At 69.3% G+C, this 16399-nt stretch carries 16 protein-coding genes and 2 pseudogenes; 13 read left to right on the forward strand and 5 right to left on the reverse strand.

The window, feature by feature from the left end:
- Positions 1–52: 52 nt before the first annotated feature.
- Positions 53–213: pseudogene (locus tag ACFYXM_RS17495) on the reverse strand (IS630 family transposase); the annotation flags it as partial.
- Between the two features lie 494 nt (positions 214–707).
- Positions 708–2051, reverse strand: a complete 1344-nt coding sequence (locus ACFYXM_RS17500) for a hypothetical protein (RefSeq protein ID WP_389290164.1) — start codon at positions 2049–2051, stop codon at positions 708–710.
- Between the two features lie 321 nt (positions 2052–2372).
- On the opposite strand from ACFYXM_RS17500, the gene ACFYXM_RS17505 reads away from it, so the two are divergent.
- From ACFYXM_RS17505 to ACFYXM_RS17545, 9 genes and pseudogenes are all read left to right on the forward strand, one after another.
- On the forward strand, positions 2373–2975 hold the full coding sequence (locus tag ACFYXM_RS17505; protein ID WP_389290166.1) for an SDR family NAD(P)-dependent oxidoreductase: 603 nt from the start codon (positions 2373–2375) through the stop codon (positions 2973–2975).
- Positions 2976–3166: 191 nt separating this feature from the next.
- Positions 3167–3838, forward strand: a pseudogene (locus ACFYXM_RS17510) (alcohol dehydrogenase catalytic domain-containing protein); the annotation flags it as partial.
- Positions 3839–3936: 98 nt separating this feature from the next.
- Complete coding sequence (locus tag ACFYXM_RS17515; protein WP_389290168.1) at positions 3937–4992, forward strand: 3-oxoacyl-ACP synthase III family protein; 1056 nt, start codon at positions 3937–3939, stop codon at positions 4990–4992.
- Between the two features lie 52 nt (positions 4993–5044).
- The gene (locus ACFYXM_RS17520) at positions 5045–5422 is read left to right on the forward strand and encodes a lipocalin-like domain-containing protein (protein WP_389290170.1); all 378 of its coding nucleotides are present in this window, start codon (positions 5045–5047) and stop codon (positions 5420–5422) included.
- Positions 5422–6384 carry an acyltransferase domain-containing protein gene (locus tag ACFYXM_RS17525; protein WP_389290172.1) on the forward strand — a complete coding sequence of 321 codons (963 nt, stop codon included), beginning with the start codon at positions 5422–5424 and terminating at the stop codon, positions 6382–6384. Before ACFYXM_RS17520 ends, ACFYXM_RS17525 begins: the two co-directional genes overlap by 1 nt.
- Positions 6385–6698: 314 nt before the next feature.
- Positions 6699–7430: a class I SAM-dependent methyltransferase gene (locus ACFYXM_RS17530; RefSeq protein ID WP_389290174.1), complete on the forward strand. Its 732-nt coding sequence runs from the start codon at positions 6699–6701 to the stop codon at positions 7428–7430.
- Complete coding sequence (locus ACFYXM_RS17535; protein ID WP_389290176.1) at positions 7430–8002, forward strand: pyridoxamine 5'-phosphate oxidase family protein; 573 nt, start codon at positions 7430–7432, stop codon at positions 8000–8002. Before ACFYXM_RS17530 ends, ACFYXM_RS17535 begins: the two co-directional genes overlap by 1 nt.
- Positions 7999–9045 carry an L-threonine 3-dehydrogenase gene (tdh, locus tag ACFYXM_RS17540; protein ID WP_389290178.1) on the forward strand — a complete coding sequence of 349 codons (1047 nt, stop codon included), beginning with the start codon at positions 7999–8001 and terminating at the stop codon, positions 9043–9045. Before ACFYXM_RS17535 ends, tdh begins: the two co-directional genes overlap by 4 nt.
- The gene (locus ACFYXM_RS17545) at positions 9042–10076 is read left to right on the forward strand and encodes a GNAT family N-acetyltransferase (RefSeq protein ID WP_389290180.1); all 1035 of its coding nucleotides are present in this window, start codon (positions 9042–9044) and stop codon (positions 10074–10076) included. The genes tdh and ACFYXM_RS17545 overlap by 4 nt, the downstream gene beginning before the upstream one ends.
- A gap of 192 nt (positions 10077–10268) precedes the next feature.
- On the opposite strand, the gene ACFYXM_RS17550 is transcribed toward ACFYXM_RS17545, so the two are convergent.
- Together ACFYXM_RS17550 and ACFYXM_RS17555 are read right to left on the reverse strand one after the other, a co-directional pair.
- Positions 10269–10457, reverse strand: a complete 189-nt coding sequence (locus tag ACFYXM_RS17550) for a DUF397 domain-containing protein (protein WP_389290182.1) — start codon at positions 10455–10457, stop codon at positions 10269–10271.
- Positions 10454–11344 carry a helix-turn-helix domain-containing protein gene (locus ACFYXM_RS17555; protein WP_389290184.1) on the reverse strand — a complete coding sequence of 297 codons (891 nt, stop codon included), beginning with the start codon at positions 11342–11344 and terminating at the stop codon, positions 10454–10456. Before ACFYXM_RS17555 ends, ACFYXM_RS17550 begins: the two co-directional genes overlap by 4 nt.
- Positions 11345–11490: 146 nt before the next feature.
- Here ACFYXM_RS17555 and ACFYXM_RS17560 point away from each other — a divergent pair, with 146 nt between their 5' ends.
- Complete coding sequence (locus ACFYXM_RS17560; RefSeq protein WP_389290186.1) at positions 11491–12003, forward strand: ATP-binding protein; 513 nt, start codon at positions 11491–11493, stop codon at positions 12001–12003.
- Positions 12004–12381: 378 nt separating this feature from the next.
- On the opposite strand, the gene ACFYXM_RS17565 is transcribed toward ACFYXM_RS17560, so the two are convergent.
- Positions 12382–13596 carry an MFS transporter gene (locus ACFYXM_RS17565; protein ID WP_389290188.1) on the reverse strand — a complete coding sequence of 405 codons (1215 nt, stop codon included), beginning with the start codon at positions 13594–13596 and terminating at the stop codon, positions 12382–12384.
- Positions 13597–13754: 158 nt separating this feature from the next.
- Here ACFYXM_RS17565 and ACFYXM_RS17570 point away from each other — a divergent pair, with 158 nt between their 5' ends.
- The 3 genes from ACFYXM_RS17570 to ACFYXM_RS17580 all read left to right on the forward strand — a co-directional run bounded on the left by ACFYXM_RS17570 (position 13755) and on the right by ACFYXM_RS17580 (position 16298).
- A complete protein-coding gene (locus ACFYXM_RS17570; RefSeq protein ID WP_389290190.1) occupies positions 13755–14576 on the forward strand; it encodes a helix-turn-helix transcriptional regulator in 822 nt (273 codons plus the stop codon).
- Between the two features lie 250 nt (positions 14577–14826).
- Positions 14827–15762 carry an alpha/beta hydrolase gene (locus ACFYXM_RS17575; RefSeq protein WP_389290192.1) on the forward strand — a complete coding sequence of 312 codons (936 nt, stop codon included), beginning with the start codon at positions 14827–14829 and terminating at the stop codon, positions 15760–15762.
- Positions 15763–15878: 116 nt separating this feature from the next.
- The gene (locus ACFYXM_RS17580; RefSeq protein WP_389290194.1) at positions 15879–16298 is read left to right on the forward strand and encodes a hypothetical protein; all 420 of its coding nucleotides are present in this window, start codon (positions 15879–15881) and stop codon (positions 16296–16298) included.
- Positions 16299–16399: the final 101 nt, after the last annotated feature.

A 16399-nucleotide genomic window follows, 5' to 3' on the forward strand; every position in this document is an offset into this window, starting at 1 on the left:
CAGACGGCGAGAAAGTCCCGCACGGACAAGGTGAGCGACCCGTCGGCCTGAACAGGTGTGCGATGACCGGCACGGTGTCCCCGCCCGCCGAGGACAGCAGCATGATCGCCCGGCGGAACCGCACCGTACTGGTGCTGCCCCGCCGCACGATCCGCTGCAGTTCTGTCCCTCCTGCTCGGTCAGCCGACGGACCCTGACCGGCTCTGGCGGCACATCCGCGAGCGCGCGCAGACCGGGTGCCCCGGCCCGAGCACCGGCGCCTGCGGGTGATGCCCCGGGGCACGGGAATGGCATATGGGTGAATATGTCCCTGGATTGGTCGAGTTTGGCTGGTCCGCAGGCATGTATTTGATCATGCAAGATCCGTTTGATGTTGCCGCCGTCATAGCCAATTCAGCGCAGGGGTGCAGCGCGGTCCAAGAGGGCTGCTGCAGGCCGGTGACGGTGGTGGGGCACGAGGTGTCGGCCCATCACGTCCAGGCAGCCGGCGGCACGGACGGAGCTGAGGTGGGGTAGTTGTCTAGCTAGTGCCGCGGCAGGCAACGTTTGCCCGTCAAGGAGCGGCGTGGGGTGCGTGCCCGACGTCGCGACGGGGCAAACGTTGCCTGATGCGGCATGGTGCCGGTCACGGCACTAGAGAGTGTGTCCAGTGGGTGAGGGCCGCGTCGAGGTGGCCGTGGGCGAGGAGGGTCCTGCCGGCGGGTGTCTCAGCGGAGGGGGGCGGCGCGGGCCAGGAGCCGGGCGGTACTGGCGTGGCGGCTGTGGGGGTTGAGCAGGTGGCGCATGGTGTACAGGCGCCGGGTGACGCGGTGGGAGTGCAGGGTGGGGTAGTCGTCGAGGAACTTGTGCCAGTGAACGAGGGCCGCGTCGAGGTGCCCCTGGGCGAGGAGGGTCTCGGCGAGGCGGGCCCGGGTGAGGACGCCTGCCTGGTGTTCGGCGGGGGCGCGTAGGCGCAGCGAGGCGGTCAGCGCATCGGCAGCGCCGGTCTTGTCGCCGAGGGTGGCGAGGGTCTGGGCGCGCTGGTAGTGGAGGGCGCCGGCCGGATAGTGGGTGAACGGGCCCGGGGTGGTGGAGGCCCGTTCGTAGAGCCGCTCCGAGGTCGCGAGGGCGGTGAGGGCGGCGTGTTTGTCGTGGTGAGCCTGGATGACAGCCAGGTGGGCCTGGGCGTAGGCACGGATGACCAATGGGGCGGTGAGCGTGGCGTCGGCGGCGCGTTCCGCCAGGGTACGGACGGCTGCCGTACGGTGGCCCAGGTCGTGGGCGTGGGCGGACATGGTGCGCAGCGCGATGGCGAGGGTGAATGGATCGTCTGCCTCGGCGGCCATGGACGCGGCGGTGTGGTGGTAGCGCTGGGCCAGAGCGTCGGCTCCACTGTCGGCGCTCATGGTCCCGAGAAGCAGGATCAGTTGGGCGGCCCCTGTGAGCAGCTGCCGGTGTGTGTGCTCGGTGGCGGGGGCCTGCAGGTAGCCGGCCACATCATGGCCGAGATAGGCGGCCAGCGCGGTGCGGACATGACCGGAGCCGTGGAGCTGGGCGGCCTCGGCGAAGGTGCGTGCCATGGTCCGCATCTGCTCGACCTCCCTCCGCCCCGCCCGGCCTTTTGCACCGTCTGAACCCGGCGCCCGCCCGGCCAACGGTTTGGCGTCGGGCGACCGCACGACCGGAACGGCCAGCATGGCCAGGCTGTACACGCCGGCGTGCAGCAGGCGGCGCCGTTCAGGGTCGAGGTCGGCGCGAGTGAGTGCGGTTAATCGGCGCAACGGGTTAGCCTCCCAGGACAGATCGAGCACCGTGCACGGAGGGCGGCTCAGGCCCGCCTCCACGGCACCGACGGGCCGCCCGAGGCGCCGCGAGAACACCTCCAACAGCAGCTGCGGCACCGGCGGCCGGGGTGTGGTGCCGGACAGCCAGCGCGAGACCATGGAGCGGTCGCAGGCCAGCTGGCGTCCGTGCTCGGCAGCCACCTGCCGTAAGGCCGCGGCGAGTTGAGCGCCGCTCCAGCCGGCCTCCGCAAGCAGCGTTCGCAGGCGGGTATTGGGTGTCTTCGGCACGTCTTCTCTCCCTGACTACGGTCAACCAGGCCACCCTCGCCCGGAATTCACAACCGCGCAATGGTGCATCGGTTGCAGCGCATTCACCGCCTCGACTGTCTGTCCGTCGGAACATCCGTGCTGTGTACTGGTTTTCGTCATCAACGAAAGGCGCAATTCGCTTTTTTCGTTTTGGCCGTTGCCTGCCCCGGACTCGGGTGCAGGACGGGCTGATGGCCATGGCCACCGTCGCACCCGCCCTGGCTGACCCGAGCGATCCGCCGTAAACGTCGCCTGGGATCACGTGAGCAGGTACTGCACCGCAACACCATTGGAGCTGTGATGAGCGTTCTTGACGTCTTCCGGATCGACGGAGCCCGGGCACTGGTGACTGGCGCATCCCGGGGCATCGGCCGTGCGGTCGCGCTTGTCCTAGTGCCGCTCCCGGCAACGTTTGCCCCGTCGCACCACCTGGCCCGCGCGCCGCACCGGACGCCGAGGGCCCCGCCCTTCGGGCGGACGACGCTACTTTCGAAACACGTCCTGGCCCGCTCCACCCGGCCCAGCTTGATCCTGCAATCGTCGGTGGGCGGGCTGATCGGCCCTCCGCTCCTGGATGCCCGGGCCGCTTCCAAGGCCGGACAACTGTCTCTCACGCGCAGTCCGGCGACGGGATGGGCACGGCAAGACATCCGGGTCGATGCCGTGTGCCCTGGCTGGGGCCACACCGACATGACCAGCTTCGCCTCCGGCACCGACGAACTCTCCGACTGGCTCATGGCGCATGCTCCGCCCGGTCGTTGGGGTGAGCCTGAAGAAGTCGCATACGCGGTGCTGTACCTGGCGTCGCCCGCCTCCGCCTTTGCCACGGGCTACTCCCTGGGCATCGGCGGCGGCCTATCGGTCCCCGACGCGGGCCTCGCCGGTATCCCCAAACCCCTTTAGCCCTACGCCATGTAATACCTGCCGTCACGGAAGCTCAGGATTGGCCTTCCCTCATAGGCCGTCTCAAGGCATTCAATCCCACCTCATGACGAAAGATTGGAGGTACACCTATGTCAATCCTTCCTGATTGGTACAGCGAGCAGGGCCAGAATCTGTGGAGCACGAGCGCATCAGAGCCGAGTGGCCACACCATGAAGGAGATTCTGGAAGCGATCCACTCGCCGGAATCCACTCCCGCCGACTTCGCCGCACTCCCCCTGCCCGACTCGTACCGCGCGATCACCGTGCACAAGGACGAGACCGGCATGTTCGAAGGTCTTCGGACCTGTGACAAGGGCCCCCGCAAGTCTTTGCAGCTGGACGACGTGCCGGTGCCCGAACTCGGCCCGGGCGAGGCCCTGGTGGCCGTCATGGCCGGCTCGGTCGACTTCAACTCGGTCTGGACCTCGATCTTCGAGCCGCTGGCCACCTTCGGCTTCCTGGAGCGGTACGGCAAGCTCAGCGAGCTCACCAAGCGCCACGACCTGCCGTACCACGTGATCGGGTCCGACCTCGCGGGCGTGGTCCTGCGCACCGGCCCGGGGGTGAACGCCTGGAAGCCCGGCGACGAGGTCGTCGCACACTGCCTCTCCGCCGAGCTCGAGTCCAGCGACGGGCACAACGACACGATGCTCGACCCCGAGCAGCGCATCTGGGGTTTCGAGGTCAACTTCGGCGGCCTCGCCGAGATCGCGCTGGTCAAGTCCAACCAGCTCATGCCCAAGCCGGATCACCTGAGCTGGGAGGAGGCGGCGGCGCACGGTCCGGTCAGCTCGACCGCGTACCGGCAGCTCGTCTCGCGCAACGGCGCAGGCATGAAGCAGGCGGCCGAGGGCCTGGGGGTGCACGACCACGAGAAGCGCGCCCGGCACGTCGACGCCATCAACCGCTACCGCTTACAGGAACACGACGGAGATCTCTCATGACGAGCACCTTCTATCGCTCGGGCTCCGGCCCCGCCGACGGCGTTGTCGCAGAGGAAGACGGGAAGCCGGGGCCGGTATCGGTCGGCATCCGCTCTCTGGGCGCCTATGTACCGGGTGGGGTGGTCACGAACCGGATGGTCGCCGATTGGGCGTCGACGGATCCCGAGTGGGTCGCCGTTGCGACCGGCATCATGGAGCGCCGCGTCGCCCCGGTCGGTGAGTCCACCTCCGCCATGTGCGAGCCGGCGGCCCGCGAGGCCGTGGAAGGCGCAGCCGGGCCCATCGACGCGCTGATCCTCGCCACGTCCACCGCGGACCAGGTCGCCCCGGCCACCGCGACGGCCCTGCAGCGCCGTCTCGGGCTCGACGGTGACGGCATGGCCTTCGATCTCAATGCCGCCTGCGGCGGGTTTGTTTATGGTCTCGCGGTGGCGCGCGGCCTCATCAACACCCTGCCGAACGTGCGGAACATCCTTCTCGTCGGAGCCGACCAGTACTCGAAATACATCAACCGCTCCCACCGCGCCACCGCGGCCCTGTTCGGCGACGGTGCCGGTGCCGTGACGCTTGGTCCTGTCCCCGACGGCTACGGCATCCAGGGTGTGGCGCTCGCCGCCTACAGCGAGTTCCACGACGAGGTCGGCATCATGGCCGGCGGCACCCGTGAGCCCCTCACTCCTGAGGTCCTGGAAGCGCGCCGCGACAAGCTCCACATGAACGGCAAGGTCGTACGCCGGGTATTCGTCGAGAAGGTACCCGCCCTCACCCTCCAGGCAGCCGACGAGGCCGGGTGGAAGCTTGCGGACATCGACCGGTTCGTGTTCCACCAGGGCAACCCGGTGATGCTGCGGGAAATCGCCGACTCCCTGGGCATCGACGCCGACCGGGTCGGCGTGACCGGCGACCGGTACGGCAACACCGGGTGCGGCTCCATGCCCCTGACGCTGCACCACATGAACCGTCTCGCGCCGCTGCGCCGCGGCGAGAAGGTCCTGTTCGCCGGAGCAGGCGCCGGCATGACGGTCGGAGCGGTCGCACTCACCTGGTGGTGACAGGCCCATGCCCTCCCGATCCCACTCAACCCCAGAACAAAGGACACCGAACATGGACAAGGCCTCAATGCCGCCGGCTGACCCGCTTCTGCTCGCCGGCACCTGGCAACTGCTGTCCCTGACCGGCATGGAGAAGGGCGAGATCACCCACCCGCTTGGTGAGGACGCCCACGGCCAGATCATGTACACCATGGACGGCTGCCTGTCCGCCCAGATCGGCGGCTCGGGCGGATACGTCGGCTACGCCGGACGGTACGAGGTCCACAACGATGTGGTCGTCCACCGCACGATCGTCGGCAGCACCCCGCAGTGGGAGAACACCGCGTTCTCCCGCACCGTGGAGTTCCGAGACGGCCGGCTGATCCTGCGCGCCGAAGCAGCAAACGGCCTCCCCGCCGTGACGGTCGTATGGAAGCGGGTGAGCCACTGATGGACGGCTTCCCGCACATACACGACGAAGCAGTGGTCTACCTTGCCGCCGGGCAGGGAACCGACCCCACCGGGGCCCTGGCCGGCCTCCGCGAAGGCACGAACACCGCCCTTCCGGCCGGATCATGGGGCGCGGCGGACGAGGTCCTCGCAGAGGTCACGCAGGCCATGGCCTGCTACGGCTACCAGGCACACGGCGCACTTCATGACGTGCTCCTGGGCCGCAGGCCGGCCGACACGGCACCGCATGGGACGAGCATGCTGGCGCAGTTCGCCGCGTCAGTGGCTCTGTCCCGGATCCTTGCCCGGGCGGGCACCGTGCCGTCACTGATCGTGTCGCAGAGCCTCGGCGAGTGTGCTGCCCTGGTCGCAGCCGGGGCGCTCACCATCGCAGAGGGTACCCGTCTGGTGTGTGCACTGAGCGATGTCTACCGCAGCCCCGGCACCCGGGGGGCCCTTGTGCTCGTCCAGGCCGGGGAGGCGGAGACACGGGCCCTCCTGGCTCGCACAGCGCGCGATGATCTCGTTCTCGCCTGCGTGAACACCCCCCGCCAGACCGTCGTCAGCGGATCCACCGATGCCGTGGCGGCTCTGATGAGGCTCGCCGGCCCCCGCCGCAAGATCCTGCCTGTGCCCCTGCGTGCGCATGATCCCGCCCTGTGGGATTACCGGGAGCGCTTCCTCGGCCTGATCGGGGAAGTGGACCAACAGCCGCTGAGCGTGCCCGTCTACTCGTCGACTCAACGCCGGTGCTACACCGACGCCGACAAACTCGGCGAGGCTTTGGCCGACAACTGGGTGATGCCCGCCTATTCCCTCGATGCATTCATCCGCCTCGCGCCGCCCGGGGGCCGCCTGTTCATCGAACTGGGCGTCGGTCGCACCCTTGCCCACTCAGTAGGGGAAGTACTCCCCGGGGCCCACACCCTGACTCCTCTCGCCCCACCAGGTGCGAGCCGATAGGCCGGCGACGTCACTCGACATCACGGCCGACGGCGTCATCAACGGTCGTTGCCCTGTTTCATGGGTGATCGCCCGTGAAACAGGGCCCCGCCCGGTACATGACTGATGCCGCACATGCCTCCTGTGCCTCCAGATGCGCGCTCTTCCACATGCCGTGGCGCGACAGAGATCGTGTCGCGCAACTGAGCGGGAGCGCAGGCCAGGAGATTCCTGACATATCGCAAACCCATCGGAGTCAACCCTTAGAGGTCGCGCGCATAGGTGGGTCGGCGTCGCACCTATGCGCGCGACCTCCTAACCGGAGGAGAGTGACAGTGAGCAGTCAGTTCGATCAACTGGCCCTGCTGTACGAGGAGTTCTCCCAGACGCCCTTTCGCCGGCATCTGGAGACACCTTCCGTGCTGCAAGCGGTCGGTGCACTCAAGGGCCTGCGTGTCCTGGACCTGGGGTGCGGCAGCGGGATCTACAGCCGCCTCCTCGCGGAGCAGGGCGCCGACGCGGTGGTCGGGATGGACGAGGCGGAGGGCATGGTCGCCCACGCCCGGCGGGCCGAGGAGCGGGAGCCCAAGGGAATCACCTACGTGACCGGTGCCCTGCCGGAGGCCATGGTGGGCTCGTTCGACATCGTCCTCGGCGTGTATGTGCTGCCCTATGCCACCACGTACGAGGAATTGACGGCGATGTGCCGTACCGCGGCGCGGGCACTGCGGCCCGGGGGCCGGTTCGTGACGTTGCCGGTGAACCCTGCCTTTCACCCGGACCCGGACTACTACGCCTCCTACGGTTTCCGCGTGTACGACCAGGGCTCCAGGGGCGATGGCGCGCCGCTGGGACTCGATCTGCGTTTCGGCCGGCACGACGCGCATGTCGTGGCACGGCTGTGGAGCACGGCCGCGCTGCGCCGGGCGCTGACCGCGTGCGGGTTCGGCGCCCCCGCCCAGCCCTCCCACCTGGTGACCGATGACGCCCCGGCGGGCTTCGGTGCGGACTATCTCCGGGTGCCGCACGCGCTGATCCTCGACGCGGTCAAGGAAGGAGGACTGTGATGGCCCCGTCGCGGCCCGCGTCCGACCGGACGCAGCAGCTGGTCACGCGCAGCAACCTCCTGATCGAACAGGCCCGTTTCATGACCCTGGCCACGGCGGGCCCGGACGGCGCGTGGGCGTCGACGGTGAACTTCGTGCCGCTGCGCGGTCCGCTGCGCCTGCTGTGGTACTCGCTGCGGGCCGCCCGGCACTCGGTCAACATCGAGGCCGACGGGCGGCTGTCCGCGTCGTTGTTCATGACCGGCCTCGACAATGAACTGGGCCTGGACGGCGCCCAGTTCACCGGGACGGCGCGGGCGGTCGGCGCCGATGAGCTCACCGCCTTGAGCCAGTGGTACTACGAGCGGAACTTCGCCGACCCGCAGGTGCGCGAGCAATGGCGTCTGGACAGGGCGGAGTTCGAGGGCCGTGGGCCTCGACGGTTCTACGTCGTCGATGTCGACGCATGGTGGCTGTTCGACCTCGAAGGCTGGCTGGAGGACAAGAACGACCGGCGGATCGCCGTTCCCCTGGACCGTCTCCACGCCCCGCTCCCCGGCGAGGCTGCCGCCGAGGATGTGGATCGACTGTGAAGGCGCTGGTCAAGACCACGGCGGCCGCCGGCCTGAGCTATGTGGACGTACCGGAGCCGGCGATGGGCCGTGAGGACGTCCGCATCCGGGTCCTGCGCACGGGGATCTGCGGCACCGATGTGCACATTCACCGCTGGGACGGCTGGGCGCAGCGCACACTGACCCTGCCGCGCGTGGTCGGGCACGAGTTCGTCGGGGAGATCGTGGAGGTGGGGGCGGGCGTCGGCGCGCTGCGGCCGGGGCAGCTCGTCGGGGCCGAGGCCCACCTGACCTGTGAACGCTGCGCCCACTGCCGGGCCGGGGCGAGGCATCTGTGCACGGGGACGCAGGGGCTCGGTGTTCAACGCGACGGCGTGTTCGCCGAGTTCATCACGCTGCCGGCCCGGAGCATCTGGGTCCACGCCCCCGGCATCTCCCTGGACGTGGCCGCGATCTTCGATCCGTTCGGCAACGCGGTGCACGCCGCGGACACCTTCGACCTGGGCGGCCGCACCGTTCTGATCACCGGTGCCGGGCCGATCGGCGCGCTGACCGCCGCGGTGGCCGTCCACCGCGGTGCCCGGCTGGTGGCGGTCACCGACGTCAACCCCTTCCGGCTGAAGCTGGCCCAGACACTCGGCGCCCATCACACCGTCGAGGCCGCCCCCGGAGCTGTCTCCCGCCTGCTTGCCGACCTCGGCATGGACACCGGCTTCGATGTCGCCTTCGAGATGTCCGGAAACCCCCAGGCCCTGCACGAAACCCTGTCCTGCGTGGACCGGGGCGGCCATGTCGGACTGCTGGGCCTGCCGCCGGAACCGGTACCGGCCGACTGGGCCGATCTCTCCCTGCGCATGATCACCGTCCACGGCATCAGCGGACGACGGGTTTTCGACACCTGGCACAGCATGCGCGACCTCCTGCGAGACGGGCTCGACCCCCAGCCCGTGATCACACACCACTTCCCGGCCGACGAGTACGACGAGGCATTCGCCGCGGCCGCCGAGGGCAACGCCGGCAAGGTCGTACTCACCTGGTCCGAGCCGACAGGAGCCACGGCATGACCCGCACCCCGACCGACCACCTCACCGTCACGGCCCACACCTCGATCGACGACTGCGGCGCGGAATGGGACACCCTCATGAACGCCGCCGACGCACCCGTCTTCTACCGGCGCCCCTTCCTGCGCGCATTCGAACAACACCCCCTTCACCCGGTGCGGCAGACTGCCTACCTGCTGGTGCGGGACCACACCGGACTGGCGGTCGCAGGACTCCCCGCCTATCTGCAACAACGTGTCGACCCGATGCGCGTCCTCGCCGGCCACCTGCCGCAGGCCGTCGACACGCCAGTCGTCTTCAGCCACGTCTGGCACTGCTTCGACACCGTCCTGCCCCTCCACCCTCAGGCCGACGACACCGCCGCCCACACGCTCCTGAGCGCCCTGCGCCGACAAGCCACCGCCTGGGACGCGTCCCTGATCGGCCTGGCCAACATCGACGCCGCCCACCCGCACACGGAGATCCTGGCCCAGGCGGGCCTGCACCCCGTCGAGATCGACACCGGCTGGGGCCTCGACCTGCGAGCAGTACCCGACTTCGACACCTACCTCAACGGCCTCGGCAAGGCCCCCCGCCGCAACATGCGCCACGACCTGCGCAACGCGCAGGACGCAGGACTGACCACCTCGTTCCACCCGCCCCACGAAGCCGACCTGGACGGTTTCGTCCGCCTCGCCCGCGCCACCGCCGCCAAGTACCACAACTCCGACTACTACCGGCCCGGCCTCTTCCAGGACTTCGTCCGTGCGCTCGGCAACGACGTACGCGTCCTCGAACTGCGCGTCGACGGCCACCTGGTGGGCTCCGCGCTCGCCCTCGTCGACCCCACCCGGCTGCACTTCTGGGCGTGCGGCATCGACTACGACGCATGCCCCGGATTCAGCCCCTTCTACATTGTCTTCGCCGAACTGCTGCGCGAGGCCATAGCCAACCGCCGTCCCTGGTTCGAAGGCGGCCGGCGCAATCCCGTCTTCAAAAGCCGCTACGGCCTGACCCCCCGCACCCTCACCGCCTGGACCACACCGATCCACTGACTTCGGCTCGTCAGGGTGCGCTCTTTCGAAGCCCCACGCCGAGTTCACGCGACGGATGCGGGAGGCCGACTGGAAGCCCGGGGACACGAAGGCCCCGGAGGCGGCGGGGAACCGATCCGTTCCCGTACAGGCGAGAGCCCTGCCGTCCGACACGGACGGGCAGGGCTCTCGCGCGTACGAGCGTCGGCTGTACTACTCGGCTGAAGCGAGCCCGACGAGCCCCGCCCATGCCTCGCGCGACACTCGAACGACCGGTCCGGTCATGTTCTTCGAGTCCCGGACGTGCACGGCTCCCGCGCCCGCCGCAACCTCGATGCACTGGCCGCCCTCGGTTCCGCTGTAGCTGCTCTTGAACCAGGCGAGGGATTCGGTGTTGTTCATAGCTCTCCCAGCAACTTCTCGATGAACTTCAGCGACTCTCGCGGGGTGAGAGCCTGTGAACGGATAATCCCATAGCGCGCGGCGGCGAGAACCGTTTGCTCCGGGTCGGTCGCCAGGGTGCTGGTGTTCTGCGCTTCGACGTACAGGAACTTCTTGCCGTCCTTGCGCGTGATGACGGTGAACGGACCGTTGACGCCTGCGTTGTCCTGGCAGTCTGTCGGCATGACCTGCAGCTCGACGTTGGGCTTCTGGCCGATCAGAAGCAGGTGCTCCAGCTGTCCTCGCAGGACCTCCCTGCCGCCGTATCGGTGCCTCAGGACCGACTCGTCCATCACGAAGCTCAGCAGCGGCGCGGGCCGGCGGTTGAAGATGTCCTGCCGGGCCAACCGAGCCATCACCCGCTGCTCGATCGTCTCCTGATCCAGAGGCGGGCGCCGCATGGCGAGCAGCGCCCTCATGTACTCCTCGGTCTGGAGCAGGCCGTTGACCACCAGGGAGTCGTAGGCGAGCAACTCCATGGCCTGCTTCTCCAGCTGGGCCATCCCCTGGAAGAACGCCGGGTACTGCGCCTTCTCCAGCATCTCCTTCCACACCGTCAGCAGGCCGCCCGCATCCAGCACCTGGTCAGACCGGTCGATCGCCCGCGGCGGCGGGATTCTCCGGCCCTGCTCGAACGACGCGATGGTCGACGCCGAGTAGCCCAGCCGGTTCCCCAGCTCCTCCCGTTCCATCCCCGCCCGCATCCGCAGCGTCTTCATGCTCTGCCCGAACGCGGTGACCACGCCCTGGCTCGACTTGTCCGCCGCTCGTGCGCCGCTCTCTTCGTCCCGCTCCGCCCCGGCCCCGGCCCTGGCCCCGGCCTCGGGCTTCGTCTGCTCTGCCGCCATCGCACCCTGCCTCCCCGGACCAACGCCCACCGCTGGGCGCGGTCACACCGTGCTCCACGTACCGGCACCGACACCGCGCGTACAAGAGGTTCGCGTCAGTGCGTCACCGTTGGTCACGCTACGCCACCGCGAGGAGCCTGGTGGTCATGAACAGCAACATCGACACCCACGGCCGCACGACTCAACCCTCCGGCTTGTCCTCGTACTTGAGTGCCCATGTCTTTGCCATGGGATTCACCTCCACCGCCCGTGGCGCCCGGCTCGCCCGTCGGCTGGCCGCCGTCCGCCTCGAAGAGTGGGGCGTGCCGTACGGGACCGGGCCGCACGAGGCGGTCGTGCTGGTCGTCGCCGAGCTCGCGGCGAACGCGGTGCGGCACGGGCACGTGTCCGGGCGGGACTTCCAACTCCTTCTCCGCATGACGGCGGAGGACCGGCCGACCGTACGGGTCGAGGTGAGCGACACCCGGGGCGAGCGGGTACCGCCCCGGCCCGGGGAACTCCCCGTCCCCGCGCCGGGATCCGGGCTCGCCGGCGGGGGTCGGGGACTGCTGCTCGTCGAAGGGATCGCCGACCGCTGGGGCTGGCATCCGAGGCCCCATGCGCCGGGGAAGACGGTCTGGGCCGAGTGCGGGCTTCCCGGGCCGTCCGCCGCCCCCTGACGCGGGCGGACGGCCGTCGGCCGTCACCCGGGCCCGGGACGAGCTCGTCGTCACCTGGAGCGGCAAGGCCGGACGCTTCCTGCCCGCGGACGCGGACGCGGGGTCCACCGCCCTCCGGGCCGCGGACCTGCTCCGGCCGGACGGTCCGACGTCCGGTTCGGCAGTGGCGTCCATCGCCTGACAGCCGGCCGGGGCGAGGGGAGGGAAGACGGATGTGCGCAACGCGGCCTCGGGGCCTTGGGGCACCTCACATCCGCCATCCGCTGGATCCCTGGACCGGTTGGTTCTCTTCGCTCGACACCGGCCCGCTTCTCCCGAATTCCGCCTGGCACAACCGGATCCGGTCCGCCACCTGGGTGTGGCGCCGGTGCGGCCGGGTCAGCCCCGGTAGCGGGCGCGGCCCGCCGCGGCGGCGACCGTCAGCGGGACGGTGAGGACCGCGGCCGTCAGGAACATTCCCCGGTACGCGTGGTGCTCGGCGGGTCCGGCGGCGAAAGCGCTGGCGAGGGCGCTGCCGACGTAGAGAGCCAGGCCGAACATGGCGACGCCGGTGGCGCGGGCCGCCGGGGAGAGGACGGTGGCCCAGGACTGGATCGTGGAGTGCATGAACGACCAGCCGCCGCCGAGCAGCAGCGTGCACACCACCAGCGCGGGCACCGACCGGCTGGCCGCGGAGAGGCCGAACGCCACCGCCATCTGCACCCCGCCGACCACGATCAGCCGTACCGGTGTCCAGCGCCCGACCAGTCGCTTGACCGTCTGCGCCGCGGCCATCGAGCCCACGCCGTACAGCGCGGACACCGCACCGGCCAGCGTCGCCGAGGCGCCCTGGGCCTCCAGGGCCGGTGCGATGTACGTCAAGAAGCCCAGCAGGACGGCGCCTTCGAGCATTGCGACGGCCATGACGTACCACTGCCAGCGGGAGCGCAGGACGACCTTGAACGGGGCCAGTAGCGTACCGGGCGCCGGGCGCGCCGGCTCCGGCAGCCGGCGCAGGGCGACGGCCAGGTATGCGGCGATCAAGCCGGGCAGGGCGAAGACCAGGCGCCAACTGACGTAGTGCGCCAGCGCTCCGGCAACGATGGTGGCCACAGCGGTGCCGAGTGCGAACGCGGTCATCAGCTCGCTGAGCGGGCGCTGGCGGACCGGGGCGGGCACGGTGTCCCCGATGTACGTGATGGACGCGGCGATGGACGCGGCGAAGAACGCGCCGGCCGCGGAGCGTGCCACGATCAGCACGGTCGCGTCGGGTGCGATCACCGAGCAGAATGCGGCGACGGCGGCCCCGGTCAGCGAGAGCCGCATCACCCGCACCCGGCCGAGACGGTCGCTCGCAAGGCCCCAGACCGGCTGCATCAGGCCGTAGGCGAGGAAGTAGCCGCTGGCGGCGAGCATCACCGTGGGCAGCGAGACGCCGAGCTGGGTGCCGATGAGCAGCAGCATCGGGGTGATGCAGAAGCGGTCGAAGTTGCTGACGAAACCGGCGGCGCGCAACAGGCGCAGCGAGGCAGCGGGGAGTGGCGGGGCGGTCGGGCCCGCGGTGGCGGCCGGAGGGGGCACGGGGGTGGTGCGGTCCGAGTCGGTGGTGTCCATGGGGCTCCTCGAGTCGTGCCTGCCGCCGCTTTCGGACCGGCAGATCCAGCTCACCACCGCGGACGGTCACGGTGGCCCCGTAGCCGATTACCCTTGCTCACACGTTGTGGGCGTGGTGCCAAGCCGCGGGGCGGGTCGGCGTCACAAGGGGGACGGGTATGAACGGCGGCGGACTCAACGGCCCGGGCCGCGAACTGGGCGCGTTTCTGCGCTCTCGCCGCGAGCGGCTGGCGCCCGCCGATGTGGGGCTGCCCGGCTCACCACGGCGCCGTACCCCGGGGCTGCGCCGCGGGGAGGTCGCGGAGCTGGCCGGGATCAGCAGTTCCTGGTACGCGTGGCTGGAGCAGGGCCGGGTCCGTACGTCGGAGCAGGTGCTGCGGTCGGTGGCGCGGGCGTTGCGCCTTGCCCCGGACGAGACCGCGCATGTGATGTCGTTCGTGGAGCACGCCGCGCCGTCCGAGCAGCCGCCGGGGTGGGTGTCGCGGAATCTGCTGTCGTTGGTGGAGTCGCTGGCGCCGAACCCGGCCGTGGTGCTCGACCCGCACTGGGACCTGCTGGCCTGGAACTCGGGGTATACGGCGCTGCTCACCGACCTGGCGCGGCTGGCGCCCAAGCAGCGCAATCTGCTGTGGCTGGTGTTCCGCTGGCCGCCGGCCCGTACGCTGCTGGCCAGTTGGGAGTCGGAGGCGCGGAGTCTGCTCGGCCAGTTCCGGGCGAAGGCCGCCCGGCATCCGGAGGACGGCCGGTACGCCGAGATCACCGAGGAGCTCCTTGCCGACCCGGATGCGGCGCGCTGGTACGGCCGCCGGGAGACCTCGGCGTTCCATCCCGCAGTACGCCATTTCCGGCACCCCGTGGCCGGTGATCTGCGGCTGCGGTACGTCAAGCTCGCCGCCGTCGACGAGCCGGGCCACCATCTGCTGGCCTACCTTCCCGACGACCGGGGGTCGGAGGAGGCCCTGAGGGTGCTCGTCGGATGAGCCGGTGCCCCTTCACGCGGGCGGGCGCGCAGACAGCGGGGACGGCTTGACCGCTGCCGGATGAGCCGAATCAGGCTCAGAGTCCCGGAGGTGTCTCACGGGCGCCGCCGCACTCCCTCCAGGCCCGCATCAAAGCAGGTCAGAGCGGGTGAAGCGGCAGGCTGTTCAGATGTCCCTGAAGAGACCAGGCGGCCCCGTGACCCGCCGCGATGGGTGGTTGTGGGGCGCTGACCTGCATGGGTGGGCTGGCTTGGACGAGGAGAAGCGGCAGTTCTACCTCGCCGCCTACCCGGACAGGATCGGCGCGCTGGACGGTCTGCCCACGCCCACCCGCGATGAAGCCAACCGTTCAGCCCTGGACCTGCGTCTGAATGACTATGCACTGCGGGAAGACAGCCTTGGCTACCACGACCGGTACAACTACCGGCACCTGACCAACCTCAAGGACCGTCTGGAGAAGACGGACAGCGGCCCGGCAAACAAGCAGATGTACCTCCTCGGCTTCGGCACCGAGAAGGACGGCCGCGCCATCGTGGCCCTGGGTAACCCCGACAGCGCCCGGCACACCGCGGTCCTGGTGCCGGGAACGGACAACCAGTTGGACAACTACGGCGGACAGCTGAACCGCATCGAAAAACTGCAAAACGCGGCGGCAAACTCAACCGCAGCCGGAGAAGACGTCGCCGTGATCAGCTGGATGGACTACGACGCCCCCGAGGTCGACGGAAGCGTAATCACCCAAGGCCGGGCCAAGGCAGGTGAAGAAGACCTACGCAACTTCACCCACGGTCTCCGATCCGCACACGAAGGCGATCGCGGGCACCTCACCGTCATCGGCCACAGCTACGGATCTTCTATGACCGGTGCCGCCGATGCTGGCGGCACCGGACTGGACGCGGACGACATCGTTGTTGTCGGCAGCCCGGGCCTCACCGTGGAACGCGCCGACCAGCTACACGTGAATCCCCAACACCTGTGGGTCGGCGCTTCCGGGAACGACTTCGTCTCCAACTGGACCTCCGGACTCACACTCTCAGCGGACCCGAAGGACCCCGATTTCGGAGCCCAGAGGATGTATGTCGACACCTCCGGGCACAGCGGATATTGGGACGACGGCAGCCAGAGCCTCGACAATCAGGGCCGCATCATCGCCGGGCTGAAGCCGCGTCCCGGGCCGTCCAACTGATCCGAAAGAGACCGCAGACCATGCCCACAACACGGCGGGCCTTCCTCGCCCTTGCCCTCGCACTGCTTCTCGGAGGCTGCATGTCCGACAACGGCGTAAACGATCCCCTTCCCCGCATGAGTAAGGAGAAGGCGCAGGCCTGGGCCCAGCACTGGGTCGAGTCCATGGCCCGCACGACCAAGGTCGAGATCATCCCCGCCACGGCCAAGGCAAACTTCACCAGCTGCACCGGCAAGAACGGTGAGACAGCCGACGACAGCCGGTTCACCCTGATGTTCAACGCACGTGCCAAACTGCCCCGGGCTCGGTACAGCGAGGCAGCCAGGGCACTGAAAAGCGAACTTGAAGCCCAGGGATTCAAGATCGTCGGCTACCAGGAAGGCCCTGGGCAGGAGCGTGGCACCTACGGTGTTCAGGCCCGGCATCCGAAGGACAAGCACTATGTCTCCGCGGGTGACGTGGCCGATGATCAATGGAGTCTGTCCGTCGACACTCCCTGCCTCCTGCCCCCCGATGCTGAACAACAGAAGTTCTGACTGATTCCGAGCGGGGCTCGTCGACGAAGCCCGCCACGATCTGGCGGAAGCGGCGGCGCTGCTCTGGGGTAAGGCGCTCCATGAAGTTCCCCTTGATCACG

The sequence above is a fragment of the Streptomyces sp. NPDC002476 genome (assembly GCF_042889785.1).
Taxonomy (GTDB): Bacteria; Actinomycetota; Actinomycetes; order Streptomycetales; family Streptomycetaceae; genus Streptomyces.